Annotated in this window: 31 protein-coding genes; 19 read left to right on the top strand and 12 right to left on the bottom strand. The window is 71.3% G+C overall.

Translation table 11 applies throughout. The features are described 5' to 3' along the window. Positions 1–105: 105 nt before the first annotated feature. Positions 106–1353 (bottom strand): aromatic acid exporter family protein, encoded by a 1248-nt coding sequence (locus AB0I18_RS25750; protein WP_363107925.1) that lies wholly within the window; start codon positions 1351–1353, stop codon positions 106–108. 161 nt (positions 1354–1514) lie between these two features. Continuing rightward, positions 1515–1892, bottom strand: coding sequence for a hypothetical protein (locus AB0I18_RS25755; RefSeq protein WP_363107926.1), 378 nt, complete (start codon positions 1890–1892; stop codon positions 1515–1517). Positions 1893–2139: 247 nt separating this feature from the next. On the opposite strand from AB0I18_RS25755, the gene AB0I18_RS25760 reads away from it, so the two are divergent. Beyond that, a complete protein-coding gene (locus AB0I18_RS25760) occupies positions 2140–3117 on the top strand; it encodes a phosphotransferase (protein WP_363107965.1) in 978 nt (325 codons plus the stop codon). Positions 3118–3262: 145 nt separating this feature from the next. Beyond that, a complete protein-coding gene (locus AB0I18_RS25765) occupies positions 3263–3526 on the top strand; it encodes a hypothetical protein (RefSeq protein WP_363107927.1) in 264 nt (87 codons plus the stop codon). A 267-nt stretch (positions 3527–3793) separates the two neighbouring features. Here the strand turns inward: AB0I18_RS25765 and AB0I18_RS25770 are convergent, their stop codons facing one another. Further along, positions 3794–4843 carry a PHP domain-containing protein gene (locus AB0I18_RS25770; RefSeq protein WP_363107966.1) on the bottom strand — a complete coding sequence of 350 codons (1050 nt, stop codon included), beginning with the start codon at positions 4841–4843 and terminating at the stop codon, positions 3794–3796. 192 nt (positions 4844–5035) lie between these two features. On the opposite strand from AB0I18_RS25770, the gene AB0I18_RS25775 reads away from it, so the two are divergent. From AB0I18_RS25775 to AB0I18_RS25795, 5 genes are all read left to right on the top strand, one after another. Then, positions 5036–5272, top strand: coding sequence for a hypothetical protein (locus tag AB0I18_RS25775; protein ID WP_363107928.1), 237 nt, complete (start codon positions 5036–5038; stop codon positions 5270–5272). 304 nt (positions 5273–5576) lie between these two features. Beyond that, positions 5577–5933 carry a hypothetical protein gene (locus tag AB0I18_RS25780; protein WP_363107929.1) on the top strand — a complete coding sequence of 119 codons (357 nt, stop codon included), beginning with the start codon at positions 5577–5579 and terminating at the stop codon, positions 5931–5933. Between the two features lie 3 nt (positions 5934–5936). After that, complete coding sequence (locus AB0I18_RS25785; RefSeq protein WP_363107930.1) at positions 5937–6716, top strand: hypothetical protein; 780 nt, start codon at positions 5937–5939, stop codon at positions 6714–6716. Between the two features lie 2 nt (positions 6717–6718). Further along, the gene (locus AB0I18_RS25790) at positions 6719–7090 is read left to right on the top strand and encodes a peptidase inhibitor family I36 protein (protein ID WP_363107967.1); all 372 of its coding nucleotides are present in this window, start codon (positions 6719–6721) and stop codon (positions 7088–7090) included. A gap of 228 nt (positions 7091–7318) precedes the next feature. Continuing rightward, positions 7319–7825, top strand: a complete 507-nt coding sequence (locus AB0I18_RS25795; protein ID WP_363107931.1) for a hypothetical protein — start codon at positions 7319–7321, stop codon at positions 7823–7825. A 118-nt stretch (positions 7826–7943) separates the two neighbouring features. On the opposite strand, the gene AB0I18_RS25800 is transcribed toward AB0I18_RS25795, so the two are convergent. After that, positions 7944–8582, bottom strand: coding sequence for a VanZ family protein (locus tag AB0I18_RS25800; protein WP_363107932.1), 639 nt, complete (start codon positions 8580–8582; stop codon positions 7944–7946). A gap of 200 nt (positions 8583–8782) precedes the next feature. Here AB0I18_RS25800 and AB0I18_RS25805 point away from each other — a divergent pair, with 200 nt between their 5' ends. Genes AB0I18_RS25805 through AB0I18_RS25830 form a run of 6 tightly spaced genes read left to right on the top strand, consistent with a single transcriptional unit; the run spans position 8783 to position 12573 of the window. Next, entirely contained in the window at positions 8783–8971 is a 189-nt protein-coding gene (locus AB0I18_RS25805; RefSeq protein ID WP_363107933.1) for a hypothetical protein, read from the top strand. Then, positions 8968–9429 carry an MrpF/PhaF family protein gene (locus AB0I18_RS25810; RefSeq protein ID WP_363107934.1) on the top strand — a complete coding sequence of 154 codons (462 nt, stop codon included), beginning with the start codon at positions 8968–8970 and terminating at the stop codon, positions 9427–9429. Before AB0I18_RS25805 ends, AB0I18_RS25810 begins: the two co-directional genes overlap by 4 nt. Beyond that, positions 9422–9688, top strand: coding sequence for a DUF4040 domain-containing protein (locus tag AB0I18_RS25815; RefSeq protein ID WP_363107935.1), 267 nt, complete (start codon positions 9422–9424; stop codon positions 9686–9688). Before AB0I18_RS25810 ends, AB0I18_RS25815 begins: the two co-directional genes overlap by 8 nt. Further along, complete coding sequence (locus AB0I18_RS25820) at positions 9685–10422, top strand: MnhB domain-containing protein (RefSeq protein WP_363107936.1); 738 nt, start codon at positions 9685–9687, stop codon at positions 10420–10422. Before AB0I18_RS25815 ends, AB0I18_RS25820 begins: the two co-directional genes overlap by 4 nt. Positions 10423–10432: 10 nt before the next feature. After that, positions 10433–10780 (top strand): NADH-quinone oxidoreductase subunit K, encoded by a 348-nt coding sequence (locus AB0I18_RS25825; RefSeq protein WP_363107937.1) that lies wholly within the window; start codon positions 10433–10435, stop codon positions 10778–10780. Next, positions 10780–12573 carry a complex I subunit 5 family protein gene (locus tag AB0I18_RS25830; RefSeq protein ID WP_363107938.1) on the top strand — a complete coding sequence of 598 codons (1794 nt, stop codon included), beginning with the start codon at positions 10780–10782 and terminating at the stop codon, positions 12571–12573. The genes AB0I18_RS25825 and AB0I18_RS25830 overlap by 1 nt, the downstream gene beginning before the upstream one ends. Positions 12574–12594: 21 nt before the next feature. Here AB0I18_RS25830 and AB0I18_RS25835 read toward each other — a convergent pair whose 3' ends face one another. Together AB0I18_RS25835 and otr(A) are read right to left on the bottom strand one after the other, a co-directional pair. Further along, a complete protein-coding gene (locus tag AB0I18_RS25835; protein ID WP_363107939.1) occupies positions 12595–13245 on the bottom strand; it encodes a DUF4230 domain-containing protein in 651 nt (216 codons plus the stop codon). Positions 13246–13376: 131 nt separating this feature from the next. Continuing rightward, positions 13377–15356: a tetracycline resistance ribosomal protection protein Otr(A) gene (gene otr(A), locus AB0I18_RS25840; protein ID WP_363107940.1), complete on the bottom strand. Its 1980-nt coding sequence runs from the start codon at positions 15354–15356 to the stop codon at positions 13377–13379. Between the two features lie 291 nt (positions 15357–15647). Between otr(A) and tuf the strand changes: the two genes are divergently transcribed. Beyond that, positions 15648–16838, top strand: coding sequence for an elongation factor Tu (tuf, locus tag AB0I18_RS25845; RefSeq protein WP_363107941.1), 1191 nt, complete (start codon positions 15648–15650; stop codon positions 16836–16838). Positions 16839–16946: 108 nt separating this feature from the next. Here tuf and AB0I18_RS25850 read toward each other — a convergent pair whose 3' ends face one another. Beyond that, a complete protein-coding gene (locus AB0I18_RS25850) occupies positions 16947–17336 on the bottom strand; it encodes an anti-sigma factor antagonist (protein WP_363107942.1) in 390 nt (129 codons plus the stop codon). A gap of 233 nt (positions 17337–17569) precedes the next feature. Further along, on the bottom strand, positions 17570–17998 hold the full coding sequence (locus AB0I18_RS25855; protein ID WP_363107943.1) for a MarR family transcriptional regulator: 429 nt from the start codon (positions 17996–17998) through the stop codon (positions 17570–17572). A gap of 124 nt (positions 17999–18122) precedes the next feature. On the opposite strand from AB0I18_RS25855, the gene AB0I18_RS25860 reads away from it, so the two are divergent. After that, positions 18123–19580, top strand: coding sequence for an aldehyde dehydrogenase family protein (locus AB0I18_RS25860; RefSeq protein ID WP_363107944.1), 1458 nt, complete (start codon positions 18123–18125; stop codon positions 19578–19580). A gap of 110 nt (positions 19581–19690) precedes the next feature. Beyond that, positions 19691–20800, top strand: a complete 1110-nt coding sequence (locus AB0I18_RS25865) for an NAD(P)-dependent alcohol dehydrogenase (RefSeq protein ID WP_363107945.1) — start codon at positions 19691–19693, stop codon at positions 20798–20800. A gap of 111 nt (positions 20801–20911) precedes the next feature. Here the strand turns inward: AB0I18_RS25865 and AB0I18_RS25870 are convergent, their stop codons facing one another. Further along, positions 20912–21862 carry an NADP-dependent oxidoreductase gene (locus AB0I18_RS25870; RefSeq protein ID WP_363107946.1) on the bottom strand — a complete coding sequence of 317 codons (951 nt, stop codon included), beginning with the start codon at positions 21860–21862 and terminating at the stop codon, positions 20912–20914. 70 nt (positions 21863–21932) lie between these two features. Between AB0I18_RS25870 and AB0I18_RS25875 the strand changes: the two genes are divergently transcribed. Together AB0I18_RS25875 and AB0I18_RS25880 are read left to right on the top strand one after the other, a co-directional pair. Next, entirely contained in the window at positions 21933–22970 is a 1038-nt protein-coding gene (locus AB0I18_RS25875) for a helix-turn-helix domain-containing protein (RefSeq protein ID WP_363107947.1), read from the top strand. Positions 22971–23031: 61 nt separating this feature from the next. Next, entirely contained in the window at positions 23032–23904 is an 873-nt protein-coding gene (locus AB0I18_RS25880; RefSeq protein WP_363107948.1) for a hypothetical protein, read from the top strand. Positions 23905–23938: 34 nt separating this feature from the next. On the opposite strand, the gene AB0I18_RS25885 is transcribed toward AB0I18_RS25880, so the two are convergent. After that, positions 23939–24490 carry a TetR/AcrR family transcriptional regulator gene (locus tag AB0I18_RS25885; RefSeq protein ID WP_363107949.1) on the bottom strand — a complete coding sequence of 184 codons (552 nt, stop codon included), beginning with the start codon at positions 24488–24490 and terminating at the stop codon, positions 23939–23941. Beyond that, positions 24487–24849: a DUF1304 domain-containing protein gene (locus tag AB0I18_RS25890; protein WP_363107950.1), complete on the bottom strand. Its 363-nt coding sequence runs from the start codon at positions 24847–24849 to the stop codon at positions 24487–24489. The genes AB0I18_RS25885 and AB0I18_RS25890 overlap by 4 nt, the downstream gene beginning before the upstream one ends. A gap of 125 nt (positions 24850–24974) precedes the next feature. On the opposite strand from AB0I18_RS25890, the gene AB0I18_RS25895 reads away from it, so the two are divergent. After that, positions 24975–25469, top strand: coding sequence for a GNAT family N-acetyltransferase (locus AB0I18_RS25895; RefSeq protein ID WP_363107951.1), 495 nt, complete (start codon positions 24975–24977; stop codon positions 25467–25469). Between the two features lie 3 nt (positions 25470–25472). Here AB0I18_RS25895 and AB0I18_RS25900 read toward each other — a convergent pair whose 3' ends face one another. After that, positions 25473–26720 carry a helix-turn-helix domain-containing protein gene (locus tag AB0I18_RS25900; RefSeq protein WP_363107952.1) on the bottom strand — a complete coding sequence of 416 codons (1248 nt, stop codon included), beginning with the start codon at positions 26718–26720 and terminating at the stop codon, positions 25473–25475. Positions 26721–26799 lie beyond the last annotated feature (79 nt).

Raw genomic sequence — 26799 nt, forward strand, 5'->3', positions numbered from 1 at the left:
CCCGAACTCCCCTTGGTGTTTCGTCGTCGCCATGCCAGTACGTCACACGGCGGTCAGTACGTCCATACGCCCAGGCGCTACGTCCAAGTCGCCACGTCCCACACGTCACGTAGCACGACCCGAGGGGGCAGGGCGGTTCCGTCGTACGGGGCGCACCCGTTCGCGGAAGCGGTTCAGGCGGGGCATGCGGTCGCGCTCCTCGCGCGTGTACCGGTCCAGCTCCTCCAGGAGCCGCTGCGAGCGGTGCTCCATGTCGAGTTCGTCCAGGATGCGGGTGACCTCGGTCAGTACCGCGCCGTGCAGCTGCCAGCGGCGGGCGTCCCGCTGGACCCCCTCCAGGAGGAGCTGGCTCAGCTTGTCGCGGGTGGCGGTCGCGGCGGTGATTTCGGAGGCGAGCCGGGACTCCGCCGACTCCGCGCTCTGGCTGACGTCGGTCGTGACGAGGACGGCGAAACTGACCACGGCGTCACCGAGCTCGGCCAGGAGCCGCTCCAGGGTCCTCCCGATCTCCGGCTCGAACAACGGATCGGGGACGCGCTCCTTGGCCAGGTCGGTGAGGCTGCGCGCGAGGACCCGCAGGACCACCGTGCAGATCTCCAGCGTGTCGAGGCCGGTGCGCAGGACGACCCGGTGCAGCAGCCCTTCCCGTACGCGCGGATTGAGCCGCATGCTGTCCTCGGCCTGTTCGAGGGCCGCGTCCACCTCCACGATGTCGTGGTCGAGCCGCCGTGCCTCGTGGAGCCGCTCGGCCGCGAGGTTCACCGGCGTACGGCTGGCGGCCTCCTCGCCGATGAGCAGCATCAGCTGCCGCATCCGGCGCGCCAGATCCTCGATGGACTCGCCGGCCGCGCCGACCCACACCGGGGGAGAGAAGAGCAGGTTGCAGCCCAGGCCGACCAGGGCACCGATCACCGTCTCCAGGATCCGCGCCCACGCCGTGTCGCCGACTCTGGTGACGCCGAGGACCAGCATGGCGCTGATCGCCACCTCGGGCACGAACTCGCTGACCCGCACCAGGTGCCCGACGGCCAGCGAGGCGAGTATCAGCAGGCCCAGACTCCACCACGTCAGCCCCACGAGGACGCTGAAGCCGATGGCGACGAGGACACCGGCCACCACGGAGTTGACCCGGCGAATGCCGGTGGTGAGCGTGGAGTAGAGCGTGACCTGTACGACGAGGAGTGCGGTCAGCGGAGCGGTGAGCGGCGCGGCCTCGGGGCTGAACCGCAGCGCGACCACGTAGGCGACCGTCGCGGCCGCCGCCGAGCGGACCGTCTGGACGATCACGGGGTCCTGGCGCCACTTGGCGGCCCGGACGGCACCGGCGGCCCACGCCTCACGTACATCTCGCATCCTTCTGGACTTCCCGTTTCCCGGGCGCCCCGAACGCGTCCGGACGGCGTGGCTCACCCGGGACCAGCGGTTGGGCTCACTGTTCCCGATCCGCACCGCACGGCCGTCACGAGGGAAGTTCCATGGACGCCGGGGGTCCGTCGAGGAGTTGCGGGGCGTCGCTAGTCGTCGTCGCCGTCCATGCCTGGGTCCGCGTCCGTGTCCGACAGGCGGAGCGCGAGCGTGCGCAGGAGTTCGGTGCTCTTGATGTCGGTCCGGCCGGTGTCGTGCACCTCGGCGAGTTCCGAGAAGAGGAAGGCGAAGGCGCCCACCAGCGAGATCGCGGCGGGCATGAGCGCGTCGATGACGGCCTGGCCCGCCTCGGCGGGAGTCGCGTCGCCGGGCACCTCGACCGACGGGAACACCTCCGTCACCAGCCGGCCGAGTTGGGCCTCGCCCGCGTCTATGTCGACCTCGGCCTCCTCGTTGAGCCTGCGCACCATTTCCTGAGTCTCGGTCAGGACACCGATCGCCCGCAGGATGATCTCGCTCTGTTCCATGCGCGTGAGCCTAAGCGCTCCGCTTGGTTGGCGGGTGGGGTGCGGGTCGGCTTGGGGTGATTGCGCAGTTCCTCGCGCCCCTGAGGGGGTGGGGATCGGTTGGGTTTGTGGGTGCGGGTTGGTTGGGGCTTGGCGCGCAGTTCCCCGCGCCCCTTACGGGGCCCGTCGGTGTGTGCGATGCCTTTCGTACGCTGTACCGGAGACCGGAGCCGAGAGACCGCAGTGAGGAAACGGGGTGGGACGCGGTATGTCCGAGGAGCGGGCCCGACGGGTTCTGGAGGCGGCCGGGCTCCGGTCCGACCGCCTCGCCGAGTGCCGTCGGCTGAGCGGTGGCACGTACAACACCGTCGAGGAGCTCCTCCTCACCGACGGCAGCCGGTACGTACTGAAGATCCCGCCTCCGTCGAGCGTCCCCGGCATGGCGCACGAGCGTGAACTCCTCTCCGCGGAGGCGGAGTTCTATCGCGGGGCCGCCACGGTCGACGTGCCCGCACCGCGTGTCGTGGCCGTCTGCCTCGACGCGTCCGCACCCACAGGCTGTTATCTCCTGATGACGGCCTGTCCCGGTGACATGTGGGACGACACCTTCCAGGACGGCGAACAAGCCGTACTGCGAAGGGAGTTGGGCACTCAGGTGGCCCGCCTCCACCGGGTGACCGGCCCCGCCTTCGGTTACCCGTCCGGCGCGCTCGGGCCGCTGGCCGCCGACTGGCGCACGGCCTTCACCGTGATCTACGACGCCGTCCTGGACGACGCCCGCCGGTACGAGGCCTGGCTGCCGCGTCCGGTGGACGAGGTGGCCCGCGCGGCCAAGTCGGCGTACGACGCCCTGGACGAGGTCACCGTCCCGCGCCTGGTCCACTTCGACCTGTGGCCGGGGAACATTCTGGTCGAACGCCCGGAAGACGGCGGCCGACCGAGGATCGGCGGACTGATCGACGGCGAGCGCATGTTCTGGGGAGATCCCCTGGCGGACTTCGTCTCCCTGGCGCTGCTCGGCGACATCAAGAAGGACCAGGACTTCCTGACGGGCTATCAGGACGAGGGCGGGCACGCCGAGTTCACCCCGACGGCACGACTGCGCCTCGCCCTCTACCGCAGCTACCTCTACCTGATCATGCTGACGGAGACGGTCCCGCGCGCGTCCGGGCCCGAGCAGGTCTCCTGGGTCCGGGAACGCGTCACTCCGGAACTCACCGCGGCCCTGGACGAACTCGGCCAGTGAGCCCCAGGGCTGGCTCCCCGCGTGGTGCGCGGCGCTGGAGGAGAGGGTTCCGTATCGAGGTCCTCCAGGGTTTCGGCGGTCGCGCGGTCAGGTACTCGCACCGTGGCCGACTTGGAGTTTCGCCCGACGAGGAGGTGAGCACGCCGTGACCGATCACCCGAAGGAGAAGCCGGGGGAGGGTGGTGGCCCCGTACCGCGGGACCTGCCGGACCAGCAGGCCCAGGAAGGCAAGGACCACTGGGACGTCACACCCGCCGATCCCGGGCAGAGCGAGGGCACCGACGAGGACGCGACGGATCCGGACACCGAGATCCCCGACACCGACGAGGCGGGCACGGGCCGTCAGGGCGCCCCGCGCTCGGGCACGGTGCACCCCGAACATCCCGGGCCGGAGGAGTCTCCCGCCTGAGCCGGCCGGCCCGCAGGACGCCAGGAGACGGGAAAGGGCCCCGACCGGACGGGGGAATCACGGTCGGGGCCGTCTGTGGGTGGCCACGGATGGCGGTCGCCTCTCGGCGGGTTGCTCCACAGGGCTTCAGCCGAACGATCGTCCCTGTGGGCGGAAGGTGAGGCCCGGGGACACTGTCCCATCCGCACCCACGTCTGATTTAACGGGAAACTACTGGCGAGTGTTCCCAGGTCCGTACGACTGCCCAGTGATGTACGTCACGCTGTGTCACGACCGAGGAGCCGGGCCGCCCGCACCGGACGGTGTCTCGTGGTGCCGTGCCCAGGCCAGCAGCGCGTCCGCCGGCCAGGTGGTGACCACCCGCTCCGGCGGCACCCCGCACTCCTCGGCCCGTGCGCACCCGTACGCCTGCCAGTCGAGCTGTCCGGGCGCGTGGGCGTCGGTGTCCACGGAGAACAGGACGCCCGCCTCGACCGCCCGGCGCAGCAGCCGCCGCGGTGGGTCGAGCCGTTCGGGACGGCTGTTGATCTCCACCGCCGTCCCCGTTTCGGCACAGGCGGCGAAGACCGCGTCCGCGTCGAACTCGGACTCGGGCCGCCCGCGCCCGGTGACCAGTCGGCCCGTGCAGTGCCCCAGTACGTCGGACAGTGGGTTGCGCACGGCGGCGGCCATCCGGCGGGTCATCGCGGCCGCGTCCATCCGGAGCTTGGAGTGCACGGACACCACCACGACATCGAGCTGTTCCAGCAGTTCCGGCTCCTGGTCCAGTGAGCCGTCGTCGAGAATGTCGCACTCGATGCCGGTGAGTAGCCGAAAGGGAGCCCAGCGGGTGTTGAGTTCCGCCACGACGCCGAGCTGCTCCCTGAGCCGCTCGGGGGAGAGCCCGCGGGCCACCGTCAGACGCGGCGAGTGATCGGTGAGCACCGCCCACTCGTGACCGAGACGCGCCGCCGCCCGGCCCATCTCCTCGATGGGGCTGCCGCCGTCCGACCAGTCCGAGTGCAGATGGCAGTCACCGCGCAGCAGCGCCCGCAACTCCTCGCCGCCCTGGGCGAGGGGGCCCGGGGCCTCCCGCTCAAGCTTTTCCAGATAACCCGGCACCTGCCCGGCCAGCGCCTCGCGCACCACCTGCGCGGTCCTGGGCCCGATGCCCTTCAGCGACTCCAGCGTCCCTTCGGCCGCCCGCCGCGCCACCTCGTCGGCGGGCAGCGCCGCGACCACGCCAGCCGCCGTGCGGAACGCCCGTACGCGGTATGTGGGGGCCAGGGAGCGCTCCAACAGGAAGGCGATCCGATCCAGGGCCTCGACGGCGTCCATGGCGGCGTCCATGCCTCCAGCGTGGCGCAGCCCGCACCCGTCCGCACGGCCGCCGTCCGAGTCTTCCTGTGCCACGATGTAGTGCGAAGCTCGTTCGGACGCCGGCCTCGTCGGCGCCCGCGAGCGCCACGAGGACCGGCCTCGCCGCCCGGGCACGCTTACCGGCGGCACGTGTGTGGAACCGGTGGGATCATGACCGAGAGCGCAGGACTTCACATTTCGCACCCGCGGATCACCGTGCTGGGCGTCCAGCCGGGCGATCCGCCCTTCCGCATCGTGGAGATCGACGGTGACGTCGTCGGCGAGGCGAGGAGCTTCACGGACGTCCTGACGGCCGCCGCCGCATACGGCATCAGGGTGCATGACGCCGATGATCCGGAAGTGGTCCGTTGGGTTGGCGGCGACAAACTCACCTGGCATCGGCGCTGAGCGCTCCGCGGGTTGGGCCGTATTGATTCTGCGGGTCGTCAGTGGCTGGTCGCGCCGTTCCCCGCGCCCCGAACCGCGCCGCAAACGGCGGCGCGTCTGGGTGATTGGCTGAGGGGGCGCGTTGACCTGGGGCTTCTGCGCCGTGGTGAGCCGTCGCGGATGACGCGGTGTCGTGCTTCGGCGGGTACCGCGAGGCGAGCTCGGCTGTGCATGGGCCCGCTCCCACGAGGGCACTTTGATCTTGTCGGCCGCCGGTGATCAAGAACCGGTCGGTGTCCTCCCTCCCGGTACGACAGGAGTCGTCATGTTCCGTCGCCTCGCCCTGCCCGCGGCCGTACTCGCCGCCGCCGTCGCCGTCCTCGGTGCCGTGCCCGCCACGGCCGCGCCCGCCGCGGGGGCCGTGTGCTTCTGGACCGGCGCCGGACAGCACGGCACGTCCTGGTGCTACACACCACCCGGTTATACGGACGTACCGGAATCCCTCCACGACAGGGCGGCCTCCTTCCGCTCGGACGCGGACACCGCCGTGTACGCCATCGACTGGGCCCGCGACACCTGCTACCACCGGCTGATCCGAGCGCACGACCTGGCCGACAACTGGCCCTGGGGCGCCCGTCTCGACGGGGTGTCCGACACCACGATGGGCTGTCAGGTCGGCTGAGCCGTGCGACTGCTGCGTACGCTCTGCGCCGCCGCACTGGTGGTGCTGGCGCTGGCCGGATGCGCCACGGCCACCGGCGGTACGACCACCGGCGCCGGACGCGCCGGTCCGGCCCTGCCCAGGACCGAGCGGGACCGGGACGACCTCATCAGGGCCGCCCAGCGGCTGCTCGTGGAACGGTGCCTGACCGGGCGGGGGTTGTCGCTGCGAGGAAATCCCGGAGTGCCGGGAACTCCCGGAGTGCGAGGAGCTCCCGGAGGGCGGCGGGACAGAGGATCCGCGGCGGACCGCCGGCTCCAAGGCGCTCTCTTCGGGCGCGGCCGCCCCGAGTTGTCCATCACCCTCGCCACCGGCTACACCGTGCGGGCGCACACCGACGGCTGCCTGGCCGCCGCGCAGCGCGACCTGTACGGGGACGAGCGGCGCTGGTTCCGCACGCAGGTCGTCGTGAACAACCTGCGCCCGGAGGCCGCGCTGCGCATGAAGCGCGACCCCGACTACCGCGCGGCGCACGCCCGTTGGGTCCGATGCGCCGCACCGGCGGAGGGGGCTAGACCCGAACACCCCGCCCGGACCGCCGCCGCGCGCTGCGCACGCGAGAGCGGTCTCGCCGAGGTGCGCGCCCGACTGGAACCGGCCCTGCTCACCCAGGTCCGCACCGAGCGGCGCGACCAGTTGACCACCTACCGGCAGCTGCGCACCCGCGCACTGCACCGCGCGGCGGCCCTGTACGCCGCGCGAACCGTCAGAGAAGACCGACAGAAAGGCAGTACCTCTTCGTGAACATCAAGCGTCTCGCCACCGCCACGGCGGCGGCTCTCCTCGCCCTGACCGGCGGCCTGGCCCTGGCCGCGCCCGCCGGCGCCGCCAGCTGCCCCAGCGGCGAGTTCTGTGCCTGGGAGAACGCGAACTTCGCCGGTCAGCGCGCCAACTGGTCCGGCGACGACGGCTGGTGGGAGAGCTGGATCGCCGACACCGACTCCTCCTGGGCCAACCACGGCATCTCCGGGCCCGGCATCAAGGACCACGTCCGGGTGTACGCGAGCGCCCACCAGGGCGGCCCCATGACGATCTGCCTCACACCTGGGCAGGAGGTCGGCTACAACGGCGTCGCCAACGACCGGGGTGACTCGCACACCTGGGCCATGAACTGCTGACAGCGGAGGGCCGCGCGTTCGGCGGGTGACCGGAGGAGGGGAGTGGCACGCCCGTGCGAACGGGCGTGCCACGTGACGAATGTGCCGGGATCGTCGCGGAACGGGAACGTCCACCGAGGGAGGTACAACGCCGCGCGGGGATGGCGGGTCTCCCCCTGCGACCGGCCCAACTGACGGGCACAGCACGGAAGACCGCACGAAAAAACGCATGGAAAACGGGGTATCTCAATGTTTCGCACCAGCACGCACCCGACCAGGCGCGCCGCTCTCGCCGTGAGCTGCGCGGCCGTCCTCGGCCTCGGACTCGCCGCCACCGCGCCGGCCTCCGCCGCGACGGACACCACGACGACGGCAACCGTCACGGCGGGCTCCGCGGCCACGGCCGTCGACGCGAACGACCGCTACACGGCCGAGGAGATCCGCACCTTCCTGAAGGACTTCTACGGCGACCACGGTCCCGGCGACTTCGCCCGCAAGTACGGCATCTCCGAGCACCTGAAGGAGAAGGTCGCCGCGAGCGAGGGCTTCGACGTCCTGCTGTGCGCGCAGAACGAGCCGTGGTCCATCGACATCGGCCCGGTCGCCACGGCCCAGTCCGCGGGCGTCGGCTACGCGACGGTGACCACGCACTGGGGCGAGAACGGCGAACCCACGGCCACTTTCACGGCGTACGTCGGCCTGGACGCCACGCGGCCGATCCAGCTCCAGGACACGGACTGCGAGGCGACCGGCTGACCCGGAGTGGGGAGTCCGGAGTCGGGAGTCGGGAGCCCTGAGATCCGAGCCCGGAATGAGCCGAGCCCGGCCGGAACGAATCCGGCCGGGCTCGGCGCGAGCCACGAGGCGAGGCGCGTCACGCTTTGCGGCGGCGCTTCCGTGGATGCACCGCACGGTTGAGCCGGCGCCCCAGAAGCAGGTAACCGACCAGCGCTCCCGTGGTGTTGAGGATGACGTCGTCGATGTCGAAGGCGCGCCCGGTGATGAGCGCCCCCTGCACCAGCTCGACCATCATCATCACCGCGGCAGTCAGCAGGAGCACGCGCAGAATCCCGCGGGCCATGGGGACGAGCACGGGCAGCAGCACTCCGAAGGGGATGCCGAGGAGGAGATTGCCGCCGATCTGCTTGAACGCGTCCCGCAGTTCGGGCTGGTCCAGATAGGCGCGCAGGGAGCGGCCCGGATGCAGGTTGCTGTGGGTCAGCGCCTCCGAGGCCGGCGACGGCTGCAGCGTGATCCGGGCCAGCGCGGCGGCGAACGCCACCATGGCCGCGAAGGCGCAGAGCATCACCAGCAGCCGTACGAGAAGGGGCAGTGGCCGTCTCTCACGAGGAGGAGACGTCGAGGGGCCGCGGCCGGATTTCCCGGGGCGGGAGCCGGACTTCGCGGAGCGGGAGCCCGGTTTCGCGGACCGAGTACGGGGCTTCTCGGACCGGGAGCGCGAGGTGGAGAAGGAGCGTAGTGCGGTACGGGGACGTAACACTGCGCGGGCCATTCAACCCTCCAGTTTTCAACTGACGTCCAGCTAAGGGTGGTTACCCCCAAAGAGGCCGGCGATGCCGCGCAGGCCCCGGTTTCTGTCCGCGGTGCCGGGGCACTCCGGGCAGAAACCTGTCGCGCGCCGCCGCCGGACGGCCCCGAGCGATGGTGGATGATGTCCCGGACTTATCGGCCGAAAAGGAGCAGAGGTGACGTATGGCGGCGCACGCGACGACGCTCCTCCGCGCCCTGCTCGAAGTCCTGGGCTGGTGGGCCGCGCTGGCCGCCCTCTGGCTGATGTTCATCAGCACGGTGGACACCCTGGAGCTGGTGGTCGGCGCGGCCGCCTCCCTCGTCGGGGCGGTCGCGGCGAGTGCCGCCCGACGGGCGGTGGGCGCGCGATGAACGGCTGGACCGCCACGGCGACGGTCGCGCTCGCCGGCGGAGGCGCGGCCGCGGTGTGGGGCGTGGCCACGGGACCGCTGCGGCGACGGGTCGTGGCGCAGAACCTGTCCACCGCGCTGCTCTGTCCCAGCCTGCTGCTGCTCGCCCAGGGGTACGGCAGGCCCTCGTACGTGGACGTCGCGCTGGTCCTCGCCCTCCTTGGCCCGGTCGGCACCCTCGTCTTCGCCCGGCTGCTGGCCGAGGACCTGGCGGGGGACCCGCCGCGCGCCAAGGCCCTCACCTGGGTGGCCGCGGCCTTCGGCGCCGCGGTCGTCCTGGCCGTGTGCGTCGCCACCGGACCCGGGCGGGCCATGGCGAAACTCCTCGTCATCGGAGCGCTGCTGATCTGCGGCAACCTCGTGGCGTCCCGGGCCCTCTCCCGCGGCATGCCGACGGGCGGGGAGGAGCGCCATGGATGACACGCTCATCGCCGTCGCCCTGCTGCTGGTCGCAGTCACCGCGACCGCGGCAGTGGTGACCCGCGATCCCGTGCACCAGGCCCTCGTCCTCGCCGTCCTGGGCGTCGCGCTGGCCCTGCTGTTCACCGTGCTCCAGGCCCCCGACGTGGCCCTGTCGCAGCTCGCGGTCGGCTCCGCCTTGACCCCGCTGTTGCTGCTGCTCTCCGTACGCAAGGTGCGCCGAGCACGGCAACAGCAGCGGAAGGGGCGTACGGAGTGAGCAGGCGCGTGCGGCTGTGGATCCTGGGCGTGGGCGGTACGGGCCTCGCGGTGCTCCTCGTGGCCGCCTGTCTGGCGATGCCCGGTTTCGGCGGCGACCGGCATCCGTACGGGGACCGGGCCGTGCGCGAGTCGCTGGCCCACCGCACCGCCAACACCGTGGCATCCGTCAACTTCGACCAGCGCGCCTTCGACACGATGGGCGAGATGACCATCCTCTTCGCGGCGGTCCTGGGCACCGTCGTGCTGCTCCGCGAGACCCGCGACGAACACCGCGCGCAACCCGCCCCCGCCCACGTCGCCCTGTCCGTACGCCGCTACGCGCTCCTCGCCCTCCCCGTCGCCCTCCTCACCGGCCTGTACGTCGTCGCCCACGGGCAGCTCAGCCCCGGCGGCGGCTTCCAGGGCGGCGTGGTCGCCGCGACCGCCCTGCACCTGCTCTACCTCGGCGCCGACCTGCGCGCCCTGGAACGCATCCGGCCGGTCGGCCTGTACGAGGTCGGTGACGCGCTCGCCGTCTCCGCGTACCTCGTGCTGGGACTCGCGGGGGTGCTGGCCGGGACGGCGTTCCTCGCCAACACGCTGCTGCCGTACGGCACGTTCAACACGCTGTCGTCCGGCGGCGCCGTCCCGCTGCTGAACGCGGCCATCGGCATGGAGGTCGCCTGCGCGGCCGTCGTGCTGCTCGCCCGCTTCCTGGACCAGGCCGTCGAGATCGAGGAGGACGGGACGTGAGCCGACCGTGATGTCCGTACTGCCGTACCTGGTCTCGGTGTGGATCTTCCTCGTCGGCTGCTACGGCCTCGCCACCAGCCGGAACCTCATCCACGCCGTGGGCTGCCTCACCGTCTGCCAGGCGGCCACCTACGTCCTGCTGCTCGCCGTGGGCTACCGCGACGGCGCCACCGCGCCCGTCTACTCCGACATCGAGCCCGGCTCCCGGCCCGTCGTGGACCCGGTCGTCCAGGCGCTGGCCCTGACCGACGTGGTGGTGGGCGCCACCGTCACCGCGCTGCTGCTCGCGCTCGTCCTGCAGATCTCCAAACGCCACGGCACGCTCGACCCGGACGAACTCTCCGAGCTGCGTGGCTGATGGACCACCCGAACCATCTCCTGCCGCTGCTCGTCGTCGTCCCGCTGCTCGGCGCCGCCCTGCTGGTCGCGGGAGGCCGCCGGCTGCCGCGACCGGTGGCCGAGACGGCCGGCTGCGCCGTCTCGGCGGCCACGGCGGGCCTCGCCGTGTTCCTCGCACTGCAGTCCTCGCCGCCCATGGTCGAGTGGGTCGGCGGCTGGGCACCCCGCGACGGCGCGAGTGTGGGGATCCTGCTGGTCGGGGACGGGCCGGGGCTCGGCATGGCCGCCCTCGCCTCCCTGCTGACGCTCGCGGCACTCGCGTACTCCTGGCGGTACTTCGACGAACCGCCACGCCGGCACGCGGGCTCCTTCCCGGCCCTGATGCTGCTCTTCCAGGCAGGCATGTGCGGCTTCGCGATCGCGGGGGACCTCTTCAACGCGTTCGTCTTCTTCGAGCTGATGAGTGTCGTGGCCTACGCGCTGACCGGACACCGGGTCGAGGAGGCCAAGGCCGTGCAGGGCGCGCTGACGTTCGGTGTCGTCAACTCCCTGGGCGCGTACGCGATGTTGATGGGCATCGGGCTGCTGTACGCGCGCACCGGCGAACTCGCCATGTCACAGATCGGGCGGCGGCTGGACGAGGGTGGCCCACCGGACGCGCTGGTTCTCGCGGCCTTCGTGCTCGTCCTGACCGGGCTGCTCGTCAAGGCCGCCGCCGTGCCCTTCCACTTCTGGCTGCCGGACGCGCACGCGGTCGCACCGACACCGGTGTGCATGCTGCTGTCCGGAGTGATGGTCGAACTCGGCGTGTACGGGATCTGGCGCGTGTACGGAGAGGTCTTCGCCGGGCCTGGCGGCATCCCGGCGGCGGACCTGGAGCGCACGCTGGTGGTGCTCGGGGCGCTGACCGGCGTGGTCGGGGCCGTGCTGTGCTGGTGTCAGCGGCACATCAAACGGCTGCTGGCGTACTCGACGGTCGCTCACATGGGTCTGTTCCTCGTCGGAATCGGCGTGCTGGAGCCGGCGGGCGACGGCGGCGTCGCGCTCTACATCCTCGGCCACGCCGGAGTGAAGGCCGCCCTCTTCGCCTGCACGGGCATCCTCCTCGACCGGTACGGCAGCGTCGACGAGCACGCGCTGCACGGGCGCGCCCGGCAACTGCGCGGAGTGGCGGTGCTCTTCGGCGTCGGCGCGCTGGGCCTCGCCGGGCTGCCGCCGTTCGGGACCGCGCTCGGCAAGGCGCTCACCGAGGAAGCCGCGGGACCAGCTCTGACCGTGCTGTTCATGGCCGTGTCGACGGTGACGGCGGGCGCGGTGCTCAGGGTCGCCGCACGTGTGTTCCTCGGCCTGGGGCCGAAGCCGGAGGAGGCCTCCTCGGCGGAGCCCTACGAGACGACCGGTGCCGGTGAACGGCCTGAGACCCGACGGCGGCTGAAGCGCGTACCGGACACCATGGCGGCCGTTCCGGCGGTGCTGCTCGCCGCCGCACTCGCCGTCGGCGCGGCGCCCGGCTTCGCCGCCGTGGTGGACCACTCCGTGAGCGAGGCAGGATCCGGCGGGGCGTTCACCTCGCCCCACTGGACCCCGGCCGGCGTACTCCTCGGCCTCACCTCGACACTCCTGGCCGTGGGCCTCGCCGCGCTGGCCGTCACCCGTACGCCCACGAGCCGTACGAAGGGTCTGCCCGGCGAGGCCTGGGCCGGACCGCTGCGGCGGCTGCAGTCCGGGCACATCGGCGACTATGTGGCGTGGCTGCTCGCGGGCGCCGCCCTGCTCGGAGCGCTGGCCCTCCCCGGCGTCATCACCGGGTGAGGCTCAGGTCCGGGCGAGAGCTCAGGCGCCGTACGTGACGCGTACCTCCTTGAAGCCCAGGGAGCCCAGTAGGCCCTTGAGCATGCCGGTGGTGTTCTCCTCGGCGCGGGCGGTCAGTTCGCTCTTCTTCGCGGCGTCGCCGATGTGCCGCGCGGCGAGCCGCTGGACGGCCCGTTCGTCGTTCGGGTTGTCCGAGAAGACGTCCCCGAGGCGGTCGAGGAGACCGCGCTGCTTGGAGACGGCGTACGACTGGTCGGGGTCGAGGGCGGGCTTGCCCAGGGCGGCGTGGGGGAGCTTGAGCGTGGCCGACGTGCGGTCCTCGTTGACCGTCACGTCCTTCTCGCCGATCTTTCCGAGGTCGACATAGGCGTCCACGGTGCCGGCGCCCACGTACAGGGTGCGGGTGCCGCGGACCGCGTCCGGCAGGAACCGGGTGTCCTTCTCCAGGTCCACCACCACCTGGAAGTTGCCCGAGGCGGCGTCGTAACGGCTGATGTTCTGGATGGACTTGAGGAGGGTGGGGCCGGACCGGTCGTTGGTGTCCTCGCGGAACACGTCGCCGAGCCCGGGCAGCAGACTCAGGCGGAGCGCGGCGAGGAGCACCACCAGAACCAGCGCGGCCGCGCTCAGGATCTTGGCCCATCCGGGCATGCGCTTCAGGGACGTCGTCATGGAGACCGTCCTCCTTCCTCCTTTGTGGTTCCCCTCAAATCCCTTGCCAGACCGCTTTGTTGACCGATTGATGGCCCATGTCGACCCCTTGGCCCCACGCGTCACAGGAGAATCGGCGGTACCTGCCAGGGCTACCGCGGAGCCCGAAGCGGACGGTCACCCGAAGGGCGCGACCACCACACGCCCTCCCCGTGCGTCAGCCCCGGCAGCCGCAGTTCGACGTCGCGCACCTGCCGGGCCGGCAGCTCGCCGGTGACAAGCCAGGAGGTGTGCCCGCCCGTTGTGTCCGTGAACTCCGCTCCGCATGCGGCGAGTTGGGTGGTGACCGTGGCCAGCGCGTCGAGCGGGAGCTCCGCTTCGAAGGAGTGGTACGGCTCGTACACCCGAGTCCCCGCCCGCTCCAGGGCCTGGCGCAGTACCACCGGCGTGAGCCCGCGAAAGTCGCCGGCCGTGCTGACGGGCGCGCTGAAGCCGGAGCGGATCAGGGTGACGCGGCAGTCCGTCACCGGCAGGCCATGGAGGCCGCCGGTGAGCAGCGTGCTGTGGACCGTGTCCTCGATGGCCTGGTGGAAGGCCCGGGGCAGGGCGCCGAGTTCGGTCTCGTACGTGAAGACGGCGCCGGAGTCGCGCGGGCCCGGCTCGACGCGGAGTCCGATGGTCGCCCAGAACCCGGTGTGTCCGTGCCGCCCGATCTCCTCGTACGCCTCACCGGTGCCGGCCGGGCGCTCCAGGCAGCGGACCCGGCTCGGCTCGAACTCGGCCTCGATGCCGAAGTCCTGCACGAGCGTCGCCGCGAGGACCTCCTTCTGCACCTCGCCGTACAGGAGCAGCGCGGTAGTGCCGGAGGGTCCGGGCCGCGCGTGGATCAGCGGGTCCTGGTCGGCCAGGGTGAGCAGGGCGGAGCGCAGCGGTGCCGACTGGCCGGGCCGCCGGGCGCGGACCAGGGTCTCCAGGGTCGGGGCGGCGAACTGCGGGGCGTGGTAGGGACCCTGACCGAGGCGGTCGCCGACGCGGATGCCGTGCAGGCCGGTGACCGCGGCGATGTTGCCCGGGGTGAGCGGTCCTCCCGGCCGGCCGACCACGTCGAGCCCGAGGGCCCGGCCGGACACCTCCGTGGTGCGGCCGTCCGTCTCGCGCCGCAGGAACGTGAGCCGCTGACGCCGCGTCACTTCACCCTCGTACAGGCGCAGATAGGCCGTCCGCTCGCCGCCGGGGCCGGTCCGCACGGCGAAGACCGTGCCGCGCGGCCCTACCGGCTCCGCGGCCTCCGTAGTCTCCGTGGCCGCCGCGGCCGCTGTGGTCTCGCTGGTCTTCTTGCTCACCGCCGCCGGTGATGCCGGGATCAGCCGGGGCAGGGCCTCGACGAGTTCCGCGATGCCCTGGCCGCCCAGCGCGGACCCGAAGAGGACCGGGTGGAGCGAGCCGTCGGCGGTTCGCGCGGCGAGTGCGGCGCGTACCTGCTCCGGAGTCGGTGGCGGGCCGTCCACGAGCGCCGCGAGGATACCGGGGTCGACTTCGGCCAGCGTCTCCACCGTACGGGTCTCATCCACCGGCCGCGCCACCACGCGGGCGTGCGCGGTGCCGATGTCGCGTACGCCCGTGAGCGGGACGATGTGCGGGGTCAGCCTGCGCCGGATGTCGTCGAGCAGGTCCTCGCTCCGCGCACCCGCACGGTCGATCTTGTTGACGAAGACGAGCGTGGGCAGCCGAAGGCGCCGGAGGGTCTTCATCAACACCCGGGTCTGCGCCTGCACGCCCTCCACGGCGGACAGCAGCAGCACCGCGCCGTCGAGGACCTCCAGGGCCCGCTCGACCTCGGCGATGAAGTCCGAGTGCCCGGGGGTGTCGATGAGGTTGATCTGGACGTCCCCGGCGGTGAAGGCGGCGACGGCCGAACGGATCGTGATCCCGCGCTGCCGCTCGATCGCGCCGTCGTCCGTGCGGGTGTCACCGCTGTCGACGCTGCCGAGCCGCTCGATGACGCCGGAGTCGAAGAGCAGCCGCTCGGTGAGGCTGGTCTTACCGGCGTCGACGTGCGCCAGGATGCCGATGTTCAGGGTGTGCGGGGTGTTCGAACTGCGCAGCGTGCGCGCGGTGTTCAGAGAATGCATGGGTGGTCGAGTCCTCGAGAACTGTCGTCCGGTGGGGGCGAAGGGTTCCGAGGAATCGGCGCATTCCGTGCTCCTGAAGTCGGGGAGGGGGGTACGCGCCCATCATGGGCTGCCCACGGGGGTCGGCCGCAACCGAATTTCGCCGCCGTGGCGCAGCCCCGATTTCCCGGCCGTGGACACGGCGGGCGAACGGCAGTACCGAATAGACCAAGCGAGACGAAGCGAACGGCAACCAGCGACACGACCAAGCAGAGCACGCTCATGTCACCCCCGTGATCAGGAGGGCTTGCAGTGGCCAAGGCGAAGTTCGAGCGGACCAAGCCGCATGTCAACATCGGCACCATCGGTCACATCGACCACGGCAAGACGACTCTCACGGCGGCCGTGACGAAGGTCTTGCACGACCGGTTCCCCGACCTCAACCCGTTCACGCCGTTCGAGCAGATCGACAAGGCGCCCGAGGAGCGGCAGCGCGGCATCACCATCTCGATCGCCCATGTCGAGTACCAGACGGAACGGCGGCACTACGCGCACGTCGACTGCCCGGGGCACGCGGACTACATCAAGAACATGATCACCGGCGCCGCGCAGATGGACGGCGCCATCCTGGTGGTCGCCGCGACCGACGGCCCGATGCCGCAGACCAAGGAGCACGTCCTGCTCGCCCGCCAGGTCGGCGTCCCGTACATCGTCGTCGCCCTGAACAAGACGGACATGGTCGACGACGAGGAGATCCTCGAACTCGTCGAACTCGAAGTGCGCGAGCTGCTCACCGAGTACGAGTTCCCGGGCGACGACGTCCCGGTGGTCAGGGTCTCGGCACTGAAAGCTCTTGAGGGCGATGAGAAGTGGACGGCTTCCGTCCTCGAACTCCTCGCCGCCGTCGACGAGTTCGTACCCGAGCCCGTACGCGACGTCGACCACCCGTTCCTGATGCCGGTCGAGGACGTCTTCACCATCACGGGCCGCGGCACGGTTGTCACCGGCCGCATCGAGCGCGGCGTCCTGAAGGTCAACCAGGAGGTCGAGATCATCGGCATCCACGACAGGACGAAGACGACGGTCACGGGCATCGAGATGTTCCGCAAGCTGCTCGACGAGGGCCGGGCCGGGGAGAACGTCGGGCTGCTGCTGCGCGGGGTGAAGCGCGAGGACGTGCAGCGTGGCCAGGTCGTCATCAGGCCGGGTTCGGTGACCCCGCACACCGAGTTCGAGGCGAGGGCGTACATCCTGTCGAAGGACGAGGGCGGCCGGCACACGCCCTTCTTCCACAACTATCGCCCGCAGTTCTATTTCCGCACCACGGACGTCACGGGAGTCGTGACGCTGCCCAAGGGCACCGAGATGGTCATGCCGGGCGACAACACGACCATGCACGTGCAGCTGATCCAGCCGATCGCGATGGAGGAGGGGCTGAAGTTCGCGATCCGGGAGGGCGGCAGGACGGTCGGCGCCGGTCAGGTCACCAAGATCCTGAATTAGCCGGAGCGAGATCATCACAGGCCCCTGAGGTCCCCGCGGTCTCCTGGGCCCCTGAGGTCTCTGCGGCCCCCGAGGCCGCTGAGACCCCTCGCGGCCCCAGGGCGGCCGTCACACCGATCCGGAGGCGGCTTCGGACTGCTCGGACCGCCCGAGGGCCTCCTCCATATCGGCCAGCGGGGGCATGACCCTGTCGAGCCCGGTCACGCCCAGGATGCGCAGGGTCAGCGGGTGGGTGCAGACCAGCTGCAGCTGCCCGCCGCCCGCGAGGACCCGGCGGCGGGCCCGGTACAGCAGGCGCAGTCCCGAGCAGTCCAGGAACTCGATGTGCCGCAGGTCGAGAACGACCCGCGCGTCGCCGCGTCCCGTCGCCGCGTCCAGGGCCGGCAGAACGTCCACCGCCGCGATGATGTCTATCTCGCCGTGGAACTCCAGCACCGTGTGCCCGCGGTCCTGGTGGACCCGCAGGTGGGGAGCGAGCGGATCGGTTTCGTTGCGCACGACGACATCACCTCCAACAGGTCACCAGGGGCCGGGGTGACGTCGTTCTGTGAGCGTAGCCGCGGCAGCGTGGGGCTGGAGGCGGATAAACCGTTGCCCACCCTGCAAGTTACCCTCGTTGGAGTGAATTTCAGCATGTTCGATTGACATATGTCTTCAATTTGAAGGGTGTGTCGCCTGCCGGGTTCCCGAGTGGCGGCTGTCCGGCGCCGGGGCGCGGCGGCTGTCCGGCTCTAGGACAGCGCCTGCCACGCCTTCGACAGCGCCTGCCGGAACTGGTCGGTCTGGTGCGCTGTGAGATTCCGGACCATGCGCTCCTCCAGTTCCCGTACCGGTTCGGCGTGCCGCGCGAGCAGATCGCGGCCAGACTCGGTGAGGAGGATCAGCAGCTCCCGGCGGTTGTGCGGATTGCGCTCGCGGCGCACGAGGCCGTGGTTCTCCAGGGACCGGACCACGTCGGCCACGGACTGGGCGGTCACGAACGAGTCGCGGGCGAGCTGTGCCGCGGACAGGCCGTCGTGCCGTTCCAGGACGGTGAGCGAGGTGTACTGCAATGCTGTGATCCCCGTCGGTTTGAGCAACTCGTCGAGATGGGACCGCACGACGAGTTCCACCTGCTTGACCATGTACAGGAGCGACGGGGGAGCCTTGGTGACGACCATGGGTTCACCCTAGGGCATTGACAGGAAACCTGTCTGTAATGAGACTGCGGACCAACAGGAATCCTGTTGGTTGAAATCTTGGCGATCAAGATGAATCTTAGCGATCAAGGCTGGGGAGTGGGCAATGACGACCACCTTCGAGGGCGGACCCGGACAGCTGTTCATCGGCGGACAGTGGTGTGAGGCGGCCGACGGAGCGCGCACGGACGTGCTGGATCCGTCCACCGGCCAGGTGGTCACGACGGTCGCGGAGGCCGCCGCATCCGATGTCGACGCCGCCGTGCGCGCCGCGCGTGAGGCGTTCGACAACGGCCCGTGGGCGAAGCTGAGCGGCCGCGAGCGCGGCCGGGTGCTGCACCGCGTCTCCGAGCTGATCCGGGAGAACGCCGACGAGATCGCCGCGCTGGAGAGCCTCGACGTCGGCAAGCCGATCTCGCTGTGCCTCCCGGTGGACGTGCTGACCGCGGCCGACGAGTACGAGTACTGCGCGGCCCTCGCACAGACCCTGGACGGGGCCACCCGCGACACCCCGATGAACGCCCACGCGTACACCCGCCGCGGGCCGATCGGTGTGGTCGCCGCGATCACGCCGTTCAACTTCCCGCTGATCCTGTCCAGTTCGAAGCTCGCCCCCGCCCTCGCGGCCGGCAACGTCGTGGTGCACAAGCCCGCCGACGAGACCCCGCTGAGCGCCCTCTACATGGCCCGGCTGCTCCAGAAGGCCGGCGTCCCGGACGGCGTCGTCAACGTCGTGACCGGTGCGGGGCCGGTCGCCGGCGAGGCGCTGCTCAGGAATCCCGGCGTCGACAAGGTCGCCTTCACCGGTTCGACCGCCATCGGCCGGCACGCCGCGAGCGTGGCCGGAGAGGCGCTCAAGTCGGTCACGATGGAGCTGGGCGGCAACGCGGCCCACCTCGTCTTCGAGGACGCCGACCTGGAGAAGGCGGTCGGCGCGGTCATCAAGGGCTTCGTCTTCAACACCGGGCAGTTCTGCATGGGCGGCCCGCGGCTGCTGGTCGCCCGCCCGCTGTACAACACGGTGGTGGGCATCCTCGCCGACGCGGTCCCCGGTGTACCGATCGGCGATCCCCGGGACCCGGGGACCGTCATCGGGCCGATGGCCGGCGAGAAGCACGTACGCAAGGTCGAGGAGTACGTCGCCCTGGCCCGCAAGGAGGGCGGCCGGGTCGTCTGCGGCGGTGAGCGCCTGGACCTGAACGGCGGCTTCTACTACCGGCCCACGGTCATCGCCGGCCTGTCGAACGACTCCCGCGTGGTCCAGGAGGAGATCTTCGGCCCGGTCCTGACCGTGCAGCCCTTCGACACCGAGGACGAGGCCGTAGAACTCGCCAACTCCACTCCGTACGGCCTGGCTTCAGGCATCCAGACCACCAACCTGGCCCGTGCGCACCGCGTCGCCGACCGGCTCCAGGCGGGCATCGTGTGGATCAACGACTGGGCGATGCTCGACCCCGCGGTGCCCTTCGGCGGGGTCAAGGCCTCCGGCTTCGGCCGCGAGTACGGGCCCGAGGCGCTCGCCTCCTACACCAAGGTCAAGGCCGTCGTCGTCTCGCTCGACTGATCACTCTGATCGCTCTGATCGCTCGCCAGAGCCCGACCGAGAGCCCCGCAGTCCCGGCACACAGGCCGTCGCGCTCCCCGCGGCCCACCATCAACCAAGGAGTTCGCCGTATGCCCACCACCACTCGTGCAGCCGTGGTCGAGTCCGGAGGAGCGCCCTTCACCCTCGCCGACGTCGAGCTCGACGAGCCCAGGGCCCATGAAGCCCTCGTCCGCATCGTGGCCGCGGGCCTGTGCCACACGGACCTCGGCGTCGCGAGCGGCGGACTGCCGTTCCCGCTGCCCGGCGTCCTGGGGCACGAGGGAGCCGGGATCGTCGAGGCGGTCGGTCCTGACGTCACCGGTGTCGAGCCCGGCGACCACGTGGTGCTGTCCTTCACCTCCTGCGGCTCCTGCCACAACTGCCGCGACGGCCACCCGGCGTACTGCGCCGGCTGGCTGCCGCTGAACCTCCTCGGCGGCCGCCGCGCCGACGGCTCGGCCACCATCAGCCGTGACGGGACCCCGCTCGGCGGGCACTTCTTCGGCCAGTCCTCGTTCGCCGAGCGGGCGTTGGTGGACGAGCGCAGTCTCGTCAAGGTCGACAAGGACGTGCCGCTGGAGTCCCTCGCACCGCTCGGCTGCGGCGTACAGACCGGCGTCGGCGCCGTCTGGAACGTCCTGAAGCCCGAGTCGGGCAGCACGCTCGTCGTCCTCGGCGCCGGAGCCGTCGGCCTGTCCGCGGTGATGGCCGCCCGCCTGACCCCCGCGACGACGGTGATCGCCGTCGACAAGGTCGCCGAACGCCTGGAGCTGGCCCGGGAGTTGGGCGCCACGCACACCGTGAACGCCGGCGAGGCCGATGTCGCCGAGGCGGTACTGGAGCTCACCGGCGGCCGCGGCGCCGACGGCGTCGTGGAGACCACCGGCAGCGTCGCCGTCCTGCGCAAGGGTGCCGACGCGCTCGCCGCGCGCGGCACCCTGGTCGTCGTCGGCGCCCCGCCCTTCGGCACCGAAGTGGCCCTGGACGTCAACGCGTTGCTCCCCGGCAAGCGGGTGGTCGGCCTGACCCTCGGCGACACCGAGACCCAGACCGGCATCCCCGCCCTGGTCCAACTGGTCCGCGACGGACGCCTCCCGCTGGACCGCCTGATCGGCTACTACCCGTTCGCGGACATCGACCAGGCGGTACGAGACATGAGCGCAGGCAAGACAATCAAGCCGGTCCTCACGTTCACTTAATTCAGCACGCCCACTCCAGCGCCCCGTCAGGGGCGCGGGGAACTGCGCGACCAGCCACAACCGGCCCGCAGTTCCAGTACCGACCCGTAGTGCCCCACGCCCCACAGAGGCCTACCGAACCTCAAGAACCAGCTTCCCCACAGTCCGGCCGCTGTCGCCCAGCGCATGCGCCTTGGCGGCAGCGGCCAAGGGGAAGACCTCGGCGACCGCGGCACGCAGCCGCCCCGTCGCGACGAGGTCGGCGATGGCGGTCATCCCGCCGTGGTCGGCCTCCACGATCAGTTCCACCGCCCGTACGCCCAGTCGCTCGGCCTCGGCGGCGAGTTCGGCCGAGCCGCGCGGCAGGATCGAGACCAGGAGACCGCCCTTGCGCAGAGTCCGCAGGGAACGCGTGAGGTAGTCACCCCCGATCGCGTCCAGCACGACATCGACGTCACGAACGGCCTCGGAGAAGTCGGTCTCCCGGTAGTCGATCGGCTCGTCGACGCCCAGGCTCCGCAGGAACTCGTGCTTGCCCGAACTGGCCGTGCCGATCACATACACGCCCCGCGCCTTGGCGATCTGCACGGCCAGATGCCCGACACCGCCGGCCGCCGCGTGGATCAGGACCCGCTGCCCCGGCTGGACGTCGGCCGTGTCGACCAGCGCCTGCCAGGCCGTGAGCCCGGCCAGCGGGAGAGCCGCGGCCTGGACGTGGTCGACCTCGGCGGGCTTGTGCGCGAAGGCCCGCGTGGGTCCTGTGACGTACTCGGCATGCGCCCCGACGCCGTGCGGGTAGGGCAGCATGCCGAAGACCTCGTCGCCCGGCTTGTACAGCGTGACGCCGAGACCGACGGCCTCGACCACCCCGGAGACGTCCCACCCGAGGACGAACGGCGGCTTCCCGATGAAGTAGCTGTCCGCCCGGTGCTTCCAGTCGGTCGGATTGAGGCTCGCCGCGTGCACTCGCACCAGCACTTCGCTCGGTGCCGGACGCGGGATCTCCAGCTCTACTTCTTTGAGGACCTCGGGACCGCCGAGGACGTCCTGACTGATGGCGCGCATCGTGTTCACAGTGCTCATGCGCCCCAGCCTGCCTGGCTTCGGAGGCCCGGAAAATGGCACGAATGCCAATGTTCGATAAGATCGTGCCATGCTGCGGACAGGATATGAGCCTCCCGCGCACCTCGGCCACTCGGGGTGCGCGCCATACACGGAGTACGACGGACCTGTGGAGCGGGTCGTCGTCCTGGCCCTCGACGGGGTCTACCCTTTCGAACTCGGCATCCCGAACCGGGTGTTCGGCTCGGCCGAGGGCCGCTACGAGGTGCTGACCTGCAGCGTCGACGGACAGTCGGTGCGCAGCAGCGCGGACTTCTCGATCACCGTCGAGCACGGCCCCGAAGCGCTGCGTACGGCCGACACCGTGGTGATCCCGCCCTTCGCCCTGTCGTACGTCGGCGCCGACCTCCCCGAGGATGTGTCGGCCGCGCTCGACGCCATCCGGCCGGGCGCCCGGATCGTCTCCATCTGCACGGGTGCCTTCGTCCTGGCGGCGGCCGGGCTGCTCGACGGGCGTCGGGCGACGACCCACTGGGAGCTGGCCGGACTGTTCCGGAAGCTCTTCCCGGACGTGGACCTGGACCCCGATGTGCTGTTCGTCGACGAGGACTCCATGCTCACCTCCGCGGGCGCCGCGTCCGGTGTCGACGTCTGCCTGCACCTCGTGCGCGAGGACCACGGCAGCGAGCTGGCCAACCGGGTCGCGCGGCGCTGCGTGGTGCCGCCGTGGCGGGACGGCGGCCAGGCGCAGTACATCGAGCATCCCGTGCCCGAACCCTCGGCGGCGGGCACCGCGGCCACCCGGCAGTGGGCCCTGGAGCACCTCGGCGAGCCGCTGACCCTGACCGAACTGGCCGGCCACGCCCGGATGAGTCTGCGCACCTTCGCCCGCCGGTTCAACGACGAGGTCGGTATGAGCCCCGGCCGCTGGCTCATCCAGCAACGCGTCGTCCGGGCACGCCAGTTGCTGGAGTCGAGTGATCTGCCGGTGGACCAGATCGCGGGCGAGGTCGGCTTCGCCACGGGCGCCTCGCTGCGGCAGCATCTGCACGCGGCGATCGGGGTGTCACCGGGGGCCTATCGGCGGACGTTCCGGGCCGGCCGGCCGCGGGTGCCCGCCGGCGAGTGAACGTCGCACGGCCCCGGTGCGTCGAAGGAGCGACACGGTGGTTCGGCGGACAGGGGGCGCGATGCGCGGGACCAGGGCGGGCGGACTGGCGGTGGTGGTACTCGCCACGATTGCGACGGTCGTGACGGCAGCGGGGTGCGGCGGGGAGTCCGCGGAAGGGCTCCTCGCAGAAGGGGGCCCCTCGACCACGCCCTACAGCGGACCGCTGCGCGTGCCCCACAAGGAGTACGACGAGGACAGCCTGCGGGCCACCAAGGCCGAGTCGGGCGCGGCGGGGCTGGCCCTGGAGTGCGAGGGGGACATCTACTCGGGCGGGTTCGGCGGCAACTGGAGCAAGCGCGACGGCGGTTCGACGCCGCTGAAGGGACTTCGGGCGTACTTCGACATCGAGCAGCCGGACGTTCCGAAGTCCGGCTACCGCGTCGAGCGCGAGGACGGGGGCCGCGTCCTGTTCTCGTACGACGTCGAGGGACGGACGAAAGTCGCCGTCATCGTCGCCAAGGACCAGCCGAACCGGCCCGGTTGGGGTCCGGAGACGACCGCCTCGTGCGACCCGGCCGAATTCTCGGCGAGCTTCACCGACGACCGGGGGTACGAGATCTGGACGGACAAGCAGGGCCGCCGCGTGTCCATCAACAAGATCAGCAGTTCCGAGGGCGCGGAGCACTGCGACTGGCAGACGGCCCACTTCCTCGAACTGGGCCACGGAGCGGGGCGTGCGCTGTACGCGCGTGATCCCGAGGGCGTGCTGTCCGGTCTGCTCACCGCACCGTACGACGGTGCCGCCACCCTGCCCGAGGGCGCCCGCGACACCGGCTACCGCCTGGACGACTGGGCACTGTGGCTGACGCCGGACAAGAAGAAGGCGTACATCCGCACGCCCGACGGAGTGGAGGCGTGGCCGGCCGTGAAGAAGGGGATGGGCTGCGACTGACGTCTTGTCGACCGGCGTCCTGCCGACCGCTGCCCTACCGGCTGGCGTGCAGGGCCACGAGCAGCCGCCACACCTTGTGGGCGATCTCCTCCGGGGTGGCCTCGACGAGTCCGTGCAGCCAGTCGGCGAGGACGCCCGCGAAGGTCGCGGCCACCGCGGAGGCGATGAGCGGGGCCTCCGGCGCGCCGACGAGTTCGCGCTCGGCGAGGCTGCGGGCGCGCAGGTCCCGGTGCAGGACGCGGCCGAGCGGTCCGCCGCCGCCCGGGCTCAACAGGGCGCGGTAGAGCGGCGCGTGCGGGGCGAGCCCCGCGAAGAACGTGAGCAGGGCGGCCGGCGCCGACCTGGGGTCGGGCCTGCCCCGCCACGCGTGCAGGGCGTCCACGGCATCGCGTACGACATCGGCGCAGGCGTCGACGGCCAGCGCCTCCAGATCGGCGTAGTGCAGATAGAACGTGGCCCGGCCGACCCCGGCCCCGCGCACCAGCGCCGCGACGCCGACCTCCGCGAGCGGGCGCCGGGCGCACTCGTCGAGGAGGGCCCGGCGCAGCTTGGCCCGGGTGCGTTCGGCTCGGGGGTCGGCGGTCACCGTGCGGCGAGTACGGCGGCGAGCGCGAGCGCGCCGGGCAGGGCCTGGGCGAACAGGATGCGACGGTTCGCGGTGACCGTCCCGTACACGCCCGCGACGATCACGCACACCAGGAAGAAGACCTGCGCGCGGAACCCCGTCGGGTCGCCGGCGACCAGCCCCCACACGAGGCCGGCCGCGAGGAAGCCGTTGTAGAGCCCCTGGTTGGCGGCGAGCGCGGCGGTGGCCCGCGCCATCTCCGGGTCGAACCCGTGCAGCCCGCGCCCCGGCTTCCGCTCCCACAGGAACATCTCCAGAACCAGGATGTACGCGTGCAGGGCGGCGACCAGACCGACCAGCACGTTGGCGAGTGTCTGCACTGTGGGTGAGCTCCTTGCGAGGGTGTGCCAGGCCAGGTGTTCCTGGACAGGTGTCCACTCTACATGGACATCTGTCCAGGAAATCCTGGAGCCATTGTCCGACCCGGCCGCTAACGTCGGGTCTCATGACTGATCACCCCGACGAGGCCCCCGGGCCGGCGGCCGTCCGCCGGGCCCGCCCCGCGGACGTCCCGGCGCTCGTCGCCTCCAGCGCCGCCCTGTTCGCCGAGGACGCGGGAGCGCGCGACGCGACGGTCGACGTCAACTGGCCGCACACGCACGGCGCGGAGCGTTTCACGGCGGGGCTGGACGACCCGGCCCGGCTGCTGCTCGTGGCCGACCGCGCCGGCGAGGTCATAGGTCACCTCGCCGGCACGGTCGCGGACGGGCCGGCCATGCGCCCCGTGAAGGTCGCCACCCTGCTCAGCCTGTACGTGCGTCCACGGCACCGCCGCGGCCGGACCGGAGAGCGGCTGGTGGACGCCTTTCTCGACTGGGCGAGGGAACAGGGCGCCCAGCAGGCCGAGGTAACGGCCTATGCGGCCAATGCCGACGCGATCCGCTTCTACGAGCGCAACGGGTTCGGGCCCAGCACACTCACCCTGGGGCAGCCGTTGTGACGGTCACTTCGCCTCCGCCGCCCGCCGGAGGCTGAGCGCCCGCAGGGCCAGCTGCATCTCGAACTGGACGGTGGGGTCGTGGAGTCGGTCGCCGAACAGCTCGTCGAGCTGGCGCATGCGGTAGCGGACCGTCTGCGGGTGGACGGCGAGACAGGAGGCGACCTCGCTGGCGTTGTGGCCGCACTGGAGCCAGCTCAGGAGCGTCTCCGCGAGGCGTTGGCGCTGGGGCGGCCTGATCGTGTCCAGGGGGCGCAGGTGCCGGTCGGCCATCGCCTCCATCAGGGCCTCGTCGCGGAACAGCAGGAGCGTCGCCAGATGGTCCCGGCAGCGCACCATCTCGGTGTCCGGCAGGACACCCCGCCGCGCCAGATCGAGTGCCTCGGCCGCCCATCGCAGCGACCTGGCCCCCTCCTGGGGTGCGACGGTCGGACCCATGACGGCCCGCAGCCCGTGCAGCGCCCCGGCGACGGTTCGGGCCCGCCCCGGACCCTCCGGATCGGGCACCACCAGCACGGCCGGCCGCATGTCGAACCGTGCCAGGAACTCCGGCGGCACGATGGGCCGCACCGCGCCGGCCTGTGCCTCGTGATCGATGGCGACCACGGCCAGCGCGCGGGGCACCGGCCACTGTGCGGTGTGCGCGAGATCGCTGATGGCCGCGGCCGACGCCGGCGGATCCGCGATCAGCAGATCGATCAGCCGCGTACGCCGCTGCTGGAGCTCGCCGGCCGAGTGCAGCCGCGCCTCCGTGTACCCCGCCGTGGTCGCGGCCGCCATCTCGTCGAGGTGCAGGAACAGCGCCTCGCCGAACGCGGCCAGCACATGACGCGGCAGCAGATCGGCGTCGACCAGCGCGTTGATCCGACGCCAGGTCACCCGCGCACCGAGCCGCAGCGCCGACTGGAACGCGTCGAGACTGCGCCCCTCGTCGGCCTCGCCCCGGCCGATGCGCTGATAGGTCGCCTTCACCGGCTCCCAGTCGGTGTCGGGCTTCGCCATCCGCTCCAGGAAACCCTGCAGGGCGTGCTCCACGCCCTGGTGCACGACCTGCATATACGTGTCGTCCGTGGGACGCGCGTACTCCGGGATCTCTGTTCTGATCGCCTGTGCGACCTCTTCCGTGATGTCGGCGAAGAACGGTCTGAGGTGGTGGTGCAGACCTGTAGGGAACGCCTTGAACGGGCCGTGGACCTCCTCGACCGTCGCTGTGGCGTTCGCGGCACTGGTCTCCAGCATGCGTAATGCGTTCACGCAGCGGCTCCTCCTGCGCACGGGAAGTGCGACACGGGAAGTGGGGCACAGTGACGATACCCGCACGGATTGTGCCCAG

It is taken from the genome of Streptomyces sp. NPDC050704, assembly GCF_040654355.1.
In the GTDB taxonomy this organism is placed as follows: domain Bacteria; phylum Actinomycetota; class Actinomycetes; order Streptomycetales; family Streptomycetaceae; genus Streptomyces.

What these genes read in the sequence shown, in the direction of transcription:
- AB0I18_RS25750 (WP_363107925.1), bottom strand. Translation starts at nt 1,353, where the DNA reads ATGCGAGATGTACGTGAGGCGTGGGCCGCCGGTGCCGTCCGGGCCGCC.
- AB0I18_RS25755 (WP_363107926.1), bottom strand. Translation starts at nt 1,892, where the DNA reads ATGGAACAGAGCGAGATCATCCTGCGGGCGATCGGTGTCCTGACCGAG.
- AB0I18_RS25760 (WP_363107965.1), top strand. Translation starts at nt 2,140, where the DNA reads ATGTCCGAGGAGCGGGCCCGACGGGTTCTGGAGGCGGCCGGGCTCCGG.
- AB0I18_RS25770 (WP_363107966.1), bottom strand. Translation starts at nt 4,843, where the DNA reads ATGGACGCCGTCGAGGCCCTGGATCGGATCGCCTTCCTGTTGGAGCGC.
- AB0I18_RS25775 (WP_363107928.1), top strand. Translation starts at nt 5,036, where the DNA reads ATGACCGAGAGCGCAGGACTTCACATTTCGCACCCGCGGATCACCGTG.
- AB0I18_RS25780 (WP_363107929.1), top strand. Translation starts at nt 5,577, where the DNA reads ATGTTCCGTCGCCTCGCCCTGCCCGCGGCCGTACTCGCCGCCGCCGTC.
- AB0I18_RS25795 (WP_363107931.1), top strand. Translation starts at nt 7,319, where the DNA reads ATGTTTCGCACCAGCACGCACCCGACCAGGCGCGCCGCTCTCGCCGTG.
- AB0I18_RS25800 (WP_363107932.1), bottom strand. Translation starts at nt 8,582, where the DNA reads ATGGCCCGCGCAGTGTTACGTCCCCGTACCGCACTACGCTCCTTCTCC.
- AB0I18_RS25805 (WP_363107933.1), top strand. Translation starts at nt 8,783, where the DNA reads ATGGCGGCGCACGCGACGACGCTCCTCCGCGCCCTGCTCGAAGTCCTG.
- AB0I18_RS25810 (WP_363107934.1), top strand. Translation starts at nt 8,968, where the DNA reads ATGAACGGCTGGACCGCCACGGCGACGGTCGCGCTCGCCGGCGGAGGC.
- AB0I18_RS25815 (WP_363107935.1), top strand. Translation starts at nt 9,422, where the DNA reads ATGGATGACACGCTCATCGCCGTCGCCCTGCTGCTGGTCGCAGTCACC.
- AB0I18_RS25825 (WP_363107937.1), top strand. Translation starts at nt 10,433, where the DNA reads ATGTCCGTACTGCCGTACCTGGTCTCGGTGTGGATCTTCCTCGTCGGC.
- AB0I18_RS25830 (WP_363107938.1), top strand. Translation starts at nt 10,780, where the DNA reads ATGGACCACCCGAACCATCTCCTGCCGCTGCTCGTCGTCGTCCCGCTG.
- AB0I18_RS25835 (WP_363107939.1), bottom strand. Translation starts at nt 13,245, where the DNA reads ATGACGACGTCCCTGAAGCGCATGCCCGGATGGGCCAAGATCCTGAGC.
- AB0I18_RS25855 (WP_363107943.1), bottom strand. Translation starts at nt 17,998, where the DNA reads ATGGTCGTCACCAAGGCTCCCCCGTCGCTCCTGTACATGGTCAAGCAG.
- AB0I18_RS25860 (WP_363107944.1), top strand. Translation starts at nt 18,123, where the DNA reads ATGACGACCACCTTCGAGGGCGGACCCGGACAGCTGTTCATCGGCGGA.
- AB0I18_RS25865 (WP_363107945.1), top strand. Translation starts at nt 19,691, where the DNA reads ATGCCCACCACCACTCGTGCAGCCGTGGTCGAGTCCGGAGGAGCGCCC.
- AB0I18_RS25870 (WP_363107946.1), bottom strand. Translation starts at nt 21,862, where the DNA reads ATGAGCACTGTGAACACGATGCGCGCCATCAGTCAGGACGTCCTCGGC.
- AB0I18_RS25875 (WP_363107947.1), top strand. Translation starts at nt 21,933, where the DNA reads ATGCTGCGGACAGGATATGAGCCTCCCGCGCACCTCGGCCACTCGGGG.
- AB0I18_RS25880 (WP_363107948.1), top strand. Translation starts at nt 23,032, where the DNA reads ATGCGCGGGACCAGGGCGGGCGGACTGGCGGTGGTGGTACTCGCCACG.
- AB0I18_RS25895 (WP_363107951.1), top strand. Translation starts at nt 24,975, where the DNA reads ATGACTGATCACCCCGACGAGGCCCCCGGGCCGGCGGCCGTCCGCCGG.